The 12,783-nt window shown below is 38.4% G+C and carries 12 protein-coding genes; 7 read left to right on the top strand and 5 right to left on the bottom strand.

What is annotated here, in order from left to right; genetic code table 11:
• Nucleotides 1–36 precede the first annotated feature (36 nt).
• Both ACT53H_RS02260 and ACT53H_RS02255 read left to right on the top strand, forming a co-directional pair.
• Entirely contained in the window at nucleotides 37–699 is a 663-nt protein-coding gene (locus ACT53H_RS02260) for a response regulator transcription factor (RefSeq protein WP_004791211.1), read from the top strand.
• Nucleotides 696–2,036, top strand: a complete 1,341-nt coding sequence (locus tag ACT53H_RS02255) for a sensor histidine kinase (protein ID WP_312822605.1) — start codon at nucleotides 696–698, stop codon at nucleotides 2,034–2,036. The genes ACT53H_RS02260 and ACT53H_RS02255 overlap by 4 nt, the downstream gene beginning before the upstream one ends.
• A 72-nt stretch (nucleotides 2,037–2,108) precedes the next feature.
• Here ACT53H_RS02255 and hemP read toward each other — a convergent pair whose 3' ends face one another.
• Complete coding sequence (gene hemP, locus ACT53H_RS02250; protein WP_004643472.1) at nucleotides 2,109–2,279, bottom strand: hemin uptake protein HemP; 171 nt, start codon at nucleotides 2,277–2,279, stop codon at nucleotides 2,109–2,111.
• A gap of 136 nt (nucleotides 2,280–2,415) precedes the next feature.
• Between hemP and ACT53H_RS02245 the strand changes: the two genes are divergently transcribed.
• Entirely contained in the window at nucleotides 2,416–3,318 is a 903-nt protein-coding gene (locus tag ACT53H_RS02245; protein WP_476008504.1) for an NUDIX domain-containing protein, read from the top strand.
• A 22-nt stretch (nucleotides 3,319–3,340) separates the two neighbouring features.
• Here ACT53H_RS02245 and ACT53H_RS02240 read toward each other — a convergent pair whose 3' ends face one another.
• Both ACT53H_RS02240 and mrcB read right to left on the bottom strand, forming a co-directional pair.
• Nucleotides 3,341–3,889 (bottom strand): tetratricopeptide repeat protein, encoded by a 549-nt coding sequence (locus ACT53H_RS02240; protein ID WP_191899952.1) that lies wholly within the window; start codon nucleotides 3,887–3,889, stop codon nucleotides 3,341–3,343.
• Between the two features lie 21 nt (nucleotides 3,890–3,910).
• Nucleotides 3,911–6,307: a penicillin-binding protein 1B gene (gene mrcB / locus ACT53H_RS02235; RefSeq protein WP_312822599.1), complete on the bottom strand. Its 2,397-nt coding sequence runs from the start codon at nucleotides 6,305–6,307 to the stop codon at nucleotides 3,911–3,913.
• A 185-nt stretch (nucleotides 6,308–6,492) separates the two neighbouring features.
• On the opposite strand from mrcB, the gene ACT53H_RS02230 reads away from it, so the two are divergent.
• Together ACT53H_RS02230 and ACT53H_RS02225 are read left to right on the top strand one after the other, a co-directional pair.
• Nucleotides 6,493–7,401 carry an NAD(+) kinase gene (locus tag ACT53H_RS02230; protein WP_004791221.1) on the top strand — a complete coding sequence of 303 codons (909 nt, stop codon included), beginning with the start codon at nucleotides 6,493–6,495 and terminating at the stop codon, nucleotides 7,399–7,401.
• A complete protein-coding gene (locus ACT53H_RS02225; RefSeq protein ID WP_004791223.1) occupies nucleotides 7,398–7,670 on the top strand; it encodes a YeaC family protein in 273 nt (90 codons plus the stop codon). The genes ACT53H_RS02230 and ACT53H_RS02225 overlap by 4 nt, the downstream gene beginning before the upstream one ends.
• 202 nt (nucleotides 7,671–7,872) lie before the next feature.
• Here the strand turns inward: ACT53H_RS02225 and ACT53H_RS02220 are convergent, their stop codons facing one another.
• A complete protein-coding gene (locus ACT53H_RS02220) occupies nucleotides 7,873–8,886 on the bottom strand; it encodes a glycosyl transferase family protein (RefSeq protein WP_476008503.1) in 1,014 nt (337 codons plus the stop codon).
• A gap of 505 nt (nucleotides 8,887–9,391) precedes the next feature.
• Between ACT53H_RS02220 and ACT53H_RS02215 the strand changes: the two genes are divergently transcribed.
• Nucleotides 9,392–10,750: a dicarboxylate/amino acid:cation symporter gene (locus ACT53H_RS02215; protein ID WP_174759360.1), complete on the top strand. Its 1,359-nt coding sequence runs from the start codon at nucleotides 9,392–9,394 to the stop codon at nucleotides 10,748–10,750.
• 163 nt (nucleotides 10,751–10,913) lie between these two features.
• On the top strand, nucleotides 10,914–12,059 hold the full coding sequence (locus ACT53H_RS02210; RefSeq protein ID WP_476008502.1) for an acyl-CoA dehydrogenase family protein: 1,146 nt from the start codon (nucleotides 10,914–10,916) through the stop codon (nucleotides 12,057–12,059).
• A gap of 51 nt (nucleotides 12,060–12,110) precedes the next feature.
• Here ACT53H_RS02210 and ACT53H_RS02205 read toward each other — a convergent pair whose 3' ends face one another.
• Complete coding sequence (locus ACT53H_RS02205) at nucleotides 12,111–12,737, bottom strand: hypothetical protein (protein WP_476008501.1); 627 nt, start codon at nucleotides 12,735–12,737, stop codon at nucleotides 12,111–12,113.
• Between the last annotated feature and the right edge of the window lie 46 nt (nucleotides 12,738–12,783).

Below are 12,783 nucleotides of genomic sequence, written 5' to 3'. Positions count from 1 at the left end.
TGGCAAGATCAAATCAGGATACAACAGGAAAAATAGATGAGAATTTTGCTTGCAGAAGATGATCGATCTCAAGCTGAAAGCATTCAATCATGGTTAGAGTTAGACGGTTATCAAGTAGACTGGGTTGAAAGAGGTGATTATGCCCTTACGGCAATCGAACAGCATAACTATGACTGTATTTTGCTTGATCGGGGACTGCCGCAATTGGCTGGTGAAAAAGTTTTAACAACGATCCGTCATAAACAAAAAAATGTTCCTGTTATTTTTATTACTGCACGTGACAGCATTCATGATCGGGTAGAAGGACTAGATTTAGGTGCAAATGACTATTTGGTTAAGCCTTTTAGTTTAGAAGAGTTATCTGCTCGTATCCGTGCTCAATTACGCAAACAAACTTTGAGTCAGCAATCAATTTTAACGTGGGGTGACCTGCAACTTGATACACAAGCAAAAGTTGTATTAAGTGCGGGCAAGTCTATTGATTTAACGGCAAAAGAATTCCAAATATTGCGTAAGCTTATGATGCAGCCCGAGCATATTATTACCCGTGATCAATTAGAAGAAGCACTCTATGCATGGGGTGAGGAAATTGAAAGTAACGCGATTGAAGTATTTATTTATCAGCTTCGAAAAAAAATTGGAAGTAGCAGTATTAAAACCATACGGGGGCTAGGCTATCGTATGGGAGATTTAAAATGAAATCGAATCGCTCATCCTTGCAGTCGCAACTGGTTAAAACCACAATGTGGAGTAGCGTTGTGGTGGGGCTGTTGGCTTTAAGTTTACTCACCATATTTTCGATCTATCACAACATGTCAGTGCAAGACGAAATTATGGATGAAATTTCAGATACTTTGTTGGTTTCTGACCTTTCTGGACACTCCATGAAACAGTTTGATGAGCTGAGCGATGAATTTGATATTCAATATGAGTTATTAAACACAGGCCAAGTATTGACCCATTCTCATAGCTATCAGCATGAACTTTTTGAACAAGGTAACTTGTCAGAAGGTTTTTCATATTTTTGGTTTGATGGTCAATTATGGCGTAGTCTGGCTGCACAACAAGATGACTCTCAACTCCAAGTTGAAGTTTTTCAGCCAATGAGTACACGTATTGAAGAAGTACTCAAAGCACTTGCCGGATATAGTGGTCTTATGGTGTTGTTCTGGCTACTACAATGGGTCATTGTAAGTTGGCGTACCGAGCATCAATTGGCTGCACTAAATTTACTCTCAAAACGTATTGCTCAAAAAACTGCATCAAATTTAGAACCAATTCAAGAACCAGATGTTATTACAGAAATTCAACCTGTTATAGATGCTTTAAATCAGTTGCTTGCAAGATTGCAAAGGGCTCTTGTTGCTGAACAGCGTTTTACCGCAGATGCTTCGCATGAGCTACGTTCTCCGTTATCTGCCATACAAATGCGTCTTCAAGTTTTACAGCGTAAATACCAGCATCTTCCCGAGCTTCATCAAGATTTTGAACGTATACAAGAAGATGTTTCTAGAAGTACAAAGATACTTGAAAATTTACTACTTCTTGCTCGTTTGGAACCGAATGAAGCTGAGCAGCCACAACTTCCTAAGGCAGTTATCGATTTAAATTACTTATTGGCAAGAGTTATTGAAACTGTAGATTTAGATGCGAAAGCTAAACAGATGTTGATAGAGACAAATACTTTCTCGACAGAAACTAAAATGTTTGCAAATGAAGAATTACTGTTTATTGCTTTTAGAAATTTATTTGATAACGCCATTCGTTATAGCCCGAATTTAGGCTCTATTCATGTCGAGATTAGTCAGGACGAACAGCAAATTAAGGTCGCTATAGAAGATACAGGAAATGGTGTAGATGATGAGGTATTGCAACGTTTAGGGCAGCGTTTTTTTCGAGTATTAGGCACTCAGCAACAAGGTTCAGGGTTGGGAATTTCAATTACTCGAAAAATTATTGAATTGCACAATGGTGAATTGCATTTTATGCATGCTGAACAGGGTGGTTTGAGGGTAGAGGTTAATCTTCCATTATAGAAAATAGCATGGTTACCCATGCTATCCATTTTTTGTTTTCCCACGAATATTATTGAAACGCGAGTGTATTTTTTATTTAGTTAAAATTAGACGATTGTTGCGAGTGAGGCGTAAACGATATTCCTCGCCAGCATGCATAATGCGGATTTCACGGCCTAATGCAAAGAGGTTGTTAGAATGTAACATTGGTAAGGCATGAGCTGTTTCATTGTTACGAGTAAATAAGCTAAAAGGTGCGTTCATTTGTTGTGCTCCGTGGTATGTTCTTGAACGATTTAAATGATAATCATTATCGAATAGATCTGTCAATGAGATTTTTAAGATTTTATAAAATGATAAAATTTGCTTACACTTGAGAAAAGTTTTAGAGAGTAAAAAAATGCCCAAACCAATTGTTGATGTCGCTATAGCAATCTTGATCCATCATGGAAAAATACTAGTTGGATGGCGCGAAGAGCAGCAGCATCAAGGTGGAAAGCATGAGTTTCCGGGGGGGAAGGTTGAGCAAGGTGAAACACCCGAAGAAGCCTGTCGCCGTGAAATCTATGAAGAAGTGGGTATTGGTTTAAAAGATTGGCATCAATTTGATTATATTCATCATGAATATGACGACATTATTGTCAATTTACATTTATTCCATAGTTATGTGCCTGATGAACTATTAAATCTTATTCATCAACCATGGGCATGGTACACACGTGAACAATTACTTCACTTAAACTTTCCAAAAGCCAATAAAGACATCATAAAAAGATTGTATTGGCCGCATTTTATTAAAATTAGTCCTACGCTGGCACCAGTCGAAAATGATGACACTTTAGTGTATTGGCGTAGTGAAAAAGATAGTTTTGATCAGGCAGATCTAGAAAAATTAGCTCTTTTAGATACCAATCAGCTTTCAAAATTAATCGTGAATGTCGAAGTTTGGCACAAGCTAAAACCTGAGTTAAAAACTCATATAAAAACAGTACATCTTAAGCAACCCCAATTAATGAGTTTACATAAAGGCGACTTGGAAGTGGGAGTGCGTTTTATTGCTGCTTGCCACGATGCAGTTTCTTTACAGCATGCTCAGCAAATTGGCTGTGATGCTGTTTTTGTAAGTCCTGTCAAAGTAACAGAGACCCATCCAGATGCGACCGCATTAGGGTGGAATCGTTTAAATGACTTGATTGAGAAATGCCAGATTCCCGTATTCGCTTTGGGAGGCATGAGTCCTGATGATTTAGCCACAGCACAGCAACACGGTGCGTATGGCTTGGCGGGTATTCGTAATTTTTAATAAAACATAAAAGCATTAAAAGCTAGAGCGCTTTTAATGCTTGCTGTGCTTCTTGAACAGTTTTTTGGTTATTACGTTGTTGCCCAGCTTTTAAAATAGTTAGCCAAAGCTGTTTTTTCATTGCCTGACTTTGGGCAAAACTCAAACCACGTCTGGCAAGAGACTCAGCATTAGAATATTGCTGTTTATGATTTGCAGTAAGTGCAAGAAATAAATAAGTCTCAGCTGCTTGCGGTGCTAAACGCTGTGCCTGAAGTGCATAGCGTTCAGCCTCTGACCATTGCTGATTTTTATAAGCCTGCTGTGTTTTCTGCATTAAAACTTTAAATGCAGGTAACTGACTTCCATCATCACTAAAATGTTGAGGCTTTTTCTGTTGAGGAACAATCACCTGTAAATTTTTGCGTTGAATTTCCGGGTGATCATAAGGTGTAATTTTTACACCCGATGGAGTTTCCGTCTTTTTGACTGGAGGAGTAGGTGTTTTCTCTTTGGAGTCAGAATGATCGGGCAAAGTTGTACAGCCGACCATAAGAACAGCACCAATATAAAAAACACCTTTCTTCAACATATCCTAATTTCCTGTTTACGCTTAGTTGTTATAACTACCACTTGAAATCACGTGTGAGTTATTTGACAGATCTTGTTGCATCTGACTTTCACTTTCACGAATATAACTGTCGGTATTATCATCCTGAGAGTCAGGCGTTGTGTTATCACTTTGTGGCGTATATGTTGGATCAACTTGATAATAAGGTGCTCCACATGGAGTAGCACGGTGCGGAACCGTATGGGTTAGCATCGGAATATACATAGCGCCATCACAAGCCTGAGCAGATAAATCACCCGTTGCACGATCAATCCACTGCCACTGTACAGTGTCTGGTTGACGTATATTCACAGGAGTTTGGCGTAACTGTTTCATCACGTTAGTCCATACTGGCAATGCACCAGATGAACCTGTTAGACCAGTTACTTTATTGTCATCTAAACCTAACCATACTACAGCGACATGGTTACCCGAATAACCAGCAAACCATGAGTCACGTGTATCGTTAGTCGTACCTGATTTACCTGCCAATTTTAAAGCTGGAGATAAGCTACTGTAGGCTGAACGACCAGTACCCGAAGACATGACCTGTTGTAAACCATAGTTCATGATATAGCCAACAGCCGGATCAATCGTTTGTTGAACATTCAGGCCATAACGGTCAAGTAAACGACCATTCGCATCTACCACAGATCGAATTGCACGAGTTGGATATTTAAAACCGCCTGTAGCGAAGTTCTCATAGATTCCGAGCACTTCCATTGGTGACATATTGACTGCCCCAAGGAAAATAGAAGGGTAGGCAGGAATCGTTGATTCAACACCAAACTTTCTTAGATTATTGCTAAATGTTGATAAACCAAACTCTTGACCCAAACGTACAGCAGAAAGGTTATATGAGTTTGCTAATGCTTCGCTCAGACTTACTACACCATGTCCACCACCACTATAGTTTTTAGGTGTCCAGCTTTTACCGCCGTCTACAGGAACACTGATTGGAGCATCTTCAATTTGGCTTGCCCAGTTATAACGTCCAGATTCAATCGCACTTAAATAAATGACAGGTTTCAATAAAGAACCGACTTGGCGTTTTGCATCTAAAGCACGGTTAAAACCAGTAAAGTCTTGTGTAGAGCCAACTGCTGCAACAAGCTCACCATTTTCAGGATGCGCAATCAGTACAGCACCTTGGAGGTTTTTCAAACGTGCTGGGTTGCTGTTTGCTAAGCGGTCTACTGAAGCTTTAAATGCATTTTGAACTTGAGTTTGAGTAATTGGGTCTAAGGTCGTAAAAATACGTAAGCCCTGATTGGTTAAATCACTTTCTTGATATTCTGTACGCAATTGACGACGTACAATATCTAAAAAGTCTGGGAATTTTGCAGGCCCTAAACTTGGTTTGCTTAATACATTTAAAGGACGTGCAATTTCATCTTCATATTCGGCTTGAGTTAAATAACCCATCACACGCATGTTATTTAATACGGTATCGCGGCGTTTTTTTGCACCTTCAGGGTTTTTCCAAGGATTATATAAAGAAGGTCCTTGTACCAAACCTACTAAATAAGCTTGTTGTGCAACACTAAGCTCACGTAATGGTAAACCAAAATAAAATTGTGAAGCCAAACCATAGCCATTAATTGAGTAGCTACCGTTTTGGCCAAGATTTACTTCATTTAAATAGGCTTCTAAAATTTCATCTTTGCTGTAATGCAGTTCGATGAGCAAAGCCATTAATGCTTCATTGACTTTACGTTTTAATGTGCGCTCAGGTGTGAGATAGAAGTTTTTAACTAATTGTTGAGTCAGGGTTGAGCCACCTTGACGCTTTCCACCTGTGATATTACTCACTAGTGCACGAGCCGTACCGCGAATTGAAATACCATGATGATGATAAAAATTGCGGTCTTCTGTAGAAATTAAAGCTTCAATAAGTGGTTTAGGGACATTATTCAGTTTAATGAGTACACGGTCTTCATTGTGTTGAGGATAAATTCCTCCAATGAGTAACGGTTCTAAGCGTGCAACGCCAGTTGAAGAAGGTTTGGTACTTCGAACTTCAACAACTTGATCATTTGCAAAACTTAACTCTAAGACTTGTTCAGGTTCAACACTGTCGCCGTAGTCAAAGCCACGTGTGTGAATATACATATTACTGCCTTGAGCAACATAACTTCCAGACTTGTCATAATTACTTGAAGTTTTGTAACCCAGTAGCTTCAATTCTTGAGTGAAATTTGCTTGGGAAATAGGCGCGTTGTTATAAATTTCCAGAGGTCGTGCAAACACTTTGGCAGGAATATCCCACCGCTGTCCTTCAAATTTTTCACGGATAATATTATCTAAACGAATCAGATAGATACTAAGAGCAATAAAAGCACCAATGACCAAAATGGAAAAGATTAGTGCAAAGAAACCGATACCACGTTCAAACTTCATAAAAATGAGATAAAACCCTAACAATGCCTGTAATGATGCGATAGCTTGTCATCAATTTGCAATGATAAAACTGTGAATAATTGGAAAACTTAGATTGAATTTTACAGCATCTTGTAGTTATGTTTTTTTAAATTAATCAGGATAATGTTATTATAGGCAAGTATCGCAGCGGAGCTTACTCATTCGTGCAAATTTCACATAAGTCCTTCAGAAACGTCGGGTTAATCGGTCGACCAGATAAATCATCAGTTGTAGAAACACTATGTTTAATTCATGATCATTTATTGAACCTAGGCTTAAACCCCATTTTTGATCAGGAAACTGCTGAATTAGTGCCTTATGATCATGCACAGGTGGTAAGCCGTCATTTATTAGGTGAAGTTGCTGATTTAGTTATTGTAGTAGGCGGGGATGGCTCTTTACTCCATGCGGCAAGAGCTTTGGTTCGTTACAATACACCTGTTATTGGTATCAATCGTGGGAGATTAGGTTTTCTAACCGATATCAAACCGTCAGAAGCGATTTTTAAACTTGACCAAGTGCTTCAAGGGCATTTTCAACTTGATCGCCGTTTCTTACTTGAAATGGAAGTGCGAACAAATGGCGAAGTCATTTATGATGCCATTGCTTTAAATGATGTCGTTTTGCATTCGGGTAAGTCGGTCCACATGATTGACTTTGAACTCAACATTGATGGCCAATATGTTTATCGCCAGCATAGTGACGGTTTAATTGTTTCGACTCCAACTGGTTCAACAGCGTATGCGTTGTCAGGTGGTGGACCAATTTTACATCCAAGTATGGATGCGATTGCATTAGTTCCAATGCATCCCCACACATTGTCATCACGTCCTATCGTAGTCGGTGGACAAAGCGAAATTAAGATTGTTATTCGCGAAAATCGGGTGTTACCGATGGTGAGTGCAGATGGTCAACATAGCATATCGCTCAATGTTGGAGATAGTTTACACATCCGCAAACATCCATTTAAACTAAGTTTATTGCATCCACCAGGTTATGATTTTTATATGGCCTGCCGTACCAAACTTGGTTGGAACCAAGATTTTGAATCTTTCCAAAGAGATGAATCATGAATATTGAACAAATGCTATCTATTTTAAACCCTGAGATTGTAGAGCGTTTAAAAACAGCAGTAGAAATTGGTAAATGGCCAAATGGCGTTGTTTTAACAAAAGAGCAGCGTGAAACTTGTATGCAAGCTGTAATCGCTTGGGAGCTAAAGAACTTACCAGAAGAGCAGCGTAGTGGTTATATTGACCGCGGTACGAAAGAAGAGGGTGAGGTTTGTGAAGATGATCATCACAAACATGAGCCAGAATTTAAACCAATTCGTTTTGTTTAAAATTTTATAAGACAGAAAACTTATTTTTTGTTATTCCATATAGCCTTGAATACCATGTTTTTTATGAGTTATAGCATATAGGCTTTTATTACTTTTGAAGGATCAAAAGTAACCAAAAATCTTTTGTATCACTGACGATACTTCCATGTATCGCAGTGATACGGTCGACATCCATGTCGACCTTCACGATAGCATTTGTTAACTACGAATTAAGATTGCTTAAATTTCGTGTATCCCATAACACTTTTGCTTTTTGCATTGCCTCTTCAAAACTCGCAACAACGCCCATCGTATATAGCGCGATTCCGATGGTTTCTGTTACGGCCATTTCTCCATATTCATGGTGCTGTTGACCTAACCATACTGCTTTAAAAGTTGCTAAATCTAACTCTTCTTCAATTGGACTGCGTTCAGGGGTGAGCTTTGGTAACTCATGTTCATAGAGCTCACCATTTTTAATGCCACAAATGAGTGTTTTTGCATCTGGATTTCGTTCAAACTCACCGCCTTCACCTTTAATGACAGCACTATTTTGATAGCCTAAGCGCAATGCACTATGTTGATGTGAAGTTCGATAAGCTGGATGGAATATAGCTTGTAAGGTAGCTTTAGCATTAAAAGGATTGATTAAGCGGGCTAAAGTATGGATAGGTGAGCGTAGGCCCATTACATTTCTTAAAGAAATTAGTTCACTTAAAACTGGTGAAATCACATCTAGTGGTAAGTATGCGAAATTTTGCTCTGCTATTTGTGTTCGTACTTCTTGTTCAGAATGACAAATTTGATAACCCAGATATTCTAAAACTTGCTCGGTATAGACGCGGTTAAGCGTGTGGCCTGATGCACCATGCATAACAATCTTATAGCCATGCTGGGCAAGTGTGAGAGCTGCTAACAAAAACCATGGGTAATGTTTACGTTTACCCGCATAAGATGACCAGTCTAAATCAACTTCCAAAGGTTGAAAATTGAGTTGATCTCTAGTGGCTTGAACAAATCCCGCGAGTTCATCAATAGATTCTTCTTTAACACGAAGTAGCATTAAAAAAGCACCTAACTGAACATCAAGCACTTCACCTTTTAAAATCATGCTAAATGCTTGATAAGCTTCTTCATAGCTTAAAGAGCGTGAACCACTTTTTCCCTTACCTAAAATACGGACATATTGAGCGAATGGGTGTTCAGCATCTTTATAGATATTACGTTTAGTATTCATCGTGGTTCAAAAACAATAAAAATGATGGGATGTAGGCAGCTCAAAATGAAATGTCCACAAGTATTTAATCAATATGACATAAAAAACTGTCGAAAAAATATCAAAAGTGTTTCTTATACTAAAGTCTTAAGGCTGCATGAGTGTTTTTTGCGCGTATTAGCTAAAAATTTAACCGAATCATTGTTTAATTCGAGTACACTTTCTCGTGCTTTTTTGAGCATTCATATCATAATTTTCTGTGATTCTCCTATATCTTCAGCTTTTTATTGAAAAAGTAAGAGGTTATTTCTAACTACTCAAAGTGGTTAGAAACTTCAGGTATTCTCCTGTTTTAGAAAACAACTTTTTTTGTTTTCATTGAGGTAGTAGGAAGGTTTTTTGTTTACAAAGAACCGTTTCCCTTTTGCGGTGTTCATGTGAAAGGTTAGGGCTGTGTATTCGTAAAGAATAGACGTTTCATTTTGGTATTTCCAACGGACTTGGAAATATAGATTGAAGTAAAGTTATGGCTAAAAAACCGATTTATAAATCACTTTATTTTCAGGTGATTATTGCGATTATTGCGGGTGTTTTGGTAGGGCATTTTTCCCCAAGCTCAACGCAAATTGTCAATGGTGTTGAACAGCATATCCCAGGTTTAGGTGAGAAACTCAAGCCATTAGGTGATGCCTTTATTCGTTTGATCAAGATGATCATCGCTCCAGTTATTTTCTGTACCGTGGTCAGCGGTATTGCTGGCATGGAAAGCATGAAGTCAGTCGGAAAAACTGGCGGCGTCGCGTTGTTATATTTTGAAGTTGTTTCAACAATTGCACTTCTGATTGGCCTTGTTGTAATTAACATTGCTAAACCGGGTGTAGGGATGAATATTGACCCTACAACTCTAGACACCTCGGGCATTCAAAAATACGTCAGTTCTGGTGAGTCACAATCTACCATTGATTTCTTAATGCACATCATTCCAGATACGGTTGTTGGCGCATTTGCAAATGGTGAAATCTTACAAGTCCTTCTTTTTGCAATTCTCTTTGGTTTTGCTTTACATAAGTTAGGTGATGCAGGACGTCCAGTTTTAAAATTTATTGATCAAGTTGCACATGTGTTCTTTAACATTGTGAACATGATCATGAAACTGGCTCCGATTGGTGCATTCGGTGCAATGGCATTCACCATTGGTAAATATGGCGTTGGTTCACTTGTACAATTAGGGCAATTAATTCTCTGCTTCTATATTACGTGTCTACTCTTTATCTTCTTGATTTTGGGTACAATCAGCCGTGTTAGTGGATTCAGTATTCTCAAAATGATTCGCATGATTCGTGAAGAGTTATTAATTGTACTTGGTACATCTTCTTCTGAATCTGTTTTACCTCGCATGTTGCGTAAACTCGAAATTGCAGGTTGTGAAAAGTCTGTAGTCGGTTTGGTTATTCCAACAGGTTATTCATTTAACTTAGATGGAACGTCAATTTATTTGACTATGGCAGCAATCTTTATTGCTCAGGCAACGAATACTCAGCTTGATATTCAACATCAGATCACTTTGTTATTAGTACTCTTAATCTCATCTAAGGGTGCTGCGGGTGTAACAGGCTCTGGTTTTATTGTTATGGCGGCAACTTTGTCTGCTGTAGGACATATTCCAGTTGCAGGTTTGGCATTGATTTTAGGTATTGACCGTTTCATGTCAGAAGCACGTGCTTTAACTAACCTTGTTGGTAACTCTTTAGCGACGATTGTGGTTGCTAAATGGGTTGGTGCTTTAGATAAAGATAAGCTTAATGATGCTTTAAATAATCCAGATGAAGTCGACAGAAAAATGATGGAACCAAAAAGTCCTCAAGTCGCTGAAGGTCTAGATTAATTCAAATAAAACTATATAAAAAAGGAAGCTAAAGCTTCCTTTTTTATTGGCTGACTGAAAAGTACAGTTTTAATGAGCAGCTATGCCATGACAGTTGCTAAAAAAATGATTAGCATGCACAGCAACGAGATTCGATAAAACAATAAAGCTGAAGGAAAATATTATGTTGGCATACGATGCAGATTTAGAATTATTCCGTGATAATTTTAAACGTTTTATGAGTGAGCATATTGCGCCTCACTACGACCAATGGGAACGCGAAGGAATCATGCCTCGTTCAGTTTGGAATCAACTGGGCGAAAATGGCTATCTATGTGTAGATGTTCCAGAAGAATATGGTGGTTATGGGGTTCCAACCTACTACTCATTAATGTTAGTTGAAGAGTCTGCACGTGCCGGTTTTTGTGCATTATCAACAGCTATTTCTTGTCACTCTGAAATTGCTGCGCCGTATATTTTACATATTGGGACAGAAGAGCAAAAACAATATTGGTTACCGAAAATGGTAACAGGTGAAATTGTTGGTGCAATTGGTATGACTGAACCTGGAGCAGGCTCGGATTTACAATCAATGCGTACCAGCGCCATCTTGCAAGGCGATCACTATTTATTAAATGGTTCAAAAACATTTATTTCAAATGGACAGCATGCTGATCTTGTTGTGCTTGCAGTAAAAACTGATCCCCAAGCCCGTGCGAAAGGTGTGTCATTATTATTGGCAGATACACATCTGGAAGGCTTTAAAAAAGGCACAAATTTAGACAAAATCGGCCTACATTCTCAAGACACATCTGAGCTGTTTTTTGACAATGTGAAAGTACCTAAAAACCAATTACTTGGCCAAGCTGGGCAAGGTTTTGCTTATTTAATGCAAGAGTTACCTCGTGAACGTACTGCAATTGCATCTACTGCAATTGGGGCAATTCGCGGTGCGATTGATTTGGCAACAGCTTATGTAAAAGAGCGCCAAGCATTTGGTCAACCCATTTCACAGTTCCAAAATACTCGTTTTGTTTTAGCACAAGCAAAAATTGATGAGCTTGCTACAGCAGCTTTTTATGAAAGAAACGTTGCTTTATATCAAGAAGGCAAACTAGATGTAGAAACGGCTGCGGCATTGAAAAGTTTCAGTAGTGATATGCAAATGAAGGTTGCAGACAACTTACTCCAACTTTTTGGTGGGTATGGTTATATGACTGAATATCCAATTTCACGTTTCTTTGTAGATGCTCGTATCCAACGTATTTACGGTGGTACAAATGAAATTATGAAAGAAATCGTAGCGCGTGGATTAATTGGCAAAGCCTAATTAAGCAGAGAAAAAAACAGCCTGTCTTAGAACAGGCTGTTTTGTTTTTAACTATTTAGTCTTCTGTTGAATGACAGGATAGTCTTGTTGTTTCGGTAATTGCTGTAATGCATGATTCATCTTTTTTAAAAACTCATCTGCTTCATCTTGATGAAATGAATCTTCGGTGTATTCACTACGTTCTTGAAAGACGACACCACAACCAGTTATTTTCATATTTTCAGGATTAAATGACCAGTCATTTGGGTCCTTTAAGTTAATGTTTAAATCACTTTCACAACTTTTCCATAAACGTAAAAACTCATTTGATAATTCTGCTTTAAATCCTCGTGCTGGATAGACCGAGAAGCCTTTCATTTCGGGATTCGAAAACTGTATAAACATGTTTACTGGCATACCGCCCCAAATGATTGCTGTACCTTCTTGTAAATAGATGCCTGATAAATTTTTCTCTTTTAAAGCATGTGTTTGCTCAAATTTCTGCCTGAAATTTTGCGACTGATAAGTCAGCTTGGTTTGGGGTGGGATTGGAATACCACGAACTTGATTACTGACAGTTGTTATATAGTACGGAGAATTATCCCTACCATTGCATCCTGCGATTAAGGGGCAACCGCCACAAGCCGTTAAACTAAAACTTGTAAGACCCAGTAAGCCTAAAACAATAATTTTATTCATTCTATTTTACTGTTGTTATGACATATTGGGTCAGTATAACCAATCT

The organism is Acinetobacter sp. DMC2 (assembly GCF_056314305.1).
Note: the sequence above shows the minus strand (reverse complement) of the source record. Positions and strands in the feature narration are given on the sequence as shown.

Coding starts and splice junctions, on each gene's coding strand:
- ACT53H_RS02260 (WP_004791211.1), top strand. CDS start 37: ATGAGAATTTTGCTTGCAGAAGATGATCGATCTCAAGCTGAAAGCATT.
- ACT53H_RS02255 (WP_312822605.1), top strand. CDS start 696: ATGAAATCGAATCGCTCATCCTTGCAGTCGCAACTGGTTAAAACCACA.
- hemP (WP_004643472.1), bottom strand. CDS start 2,279: ATGAACGCACCTTTTAGCTTATTTACTCGTAACAATGAAACAGCTCAT.
- ACT53H_RS02245 (WP_476008504.1), top strand. CDS start 2,416: ATGCCCAAACCAATTGTTGATGTCGCTATAGCAATCTTGATCCATCAT.
- ACT53H_RS02240 (WP_191899952.1), bottom strand. CDS start 3,889: ATGTTGAAGAAAGGTGTTTTTTATATTGGTGCTGTTCTTATGGTCGGC.
- mrcB (WP_312822599.1), bottom strand. CDS start 6,307: ATGAAGTTTGAACGTGGTATCGGTTTCTTTGCACTAATCTTTTCCATT.
- ACT53H_RS02225 (WP_004791223.1), top strand. CDS start 7,398: ATGAATATTGAACAAATGCTATCTATTTTAAACCCTGAGATTGTAGAG.
- ACT53H_RS02220 (WP_476008503.1), bottom strand. CDS start 8,886: ATGAATACTAAACGTAATATCTATAAAGATGCTGAACACCCATTCGCT.
- ACT53H_RS02215 (WP_174759360.1), top strand. CDS start 9,392: ATGGCTAAAAAACCGATTTATAAATCACTTTATTTTCAGGTGATTATT.
- ACT53H_RS02210 (WP_476008502.1), top strand. CDS start 10,914: ATGTTGGCATACGATGCAGATTTAGAATTATTCCGTGATAATTTTAAA.
- ACT53H_RS02205 (WP_476008501.1), bottom strand. CDS start 12,737: ATGAATAAAATTATTGTTTTAGGCTTACTGGGTCTTACAAGTTTTAGT.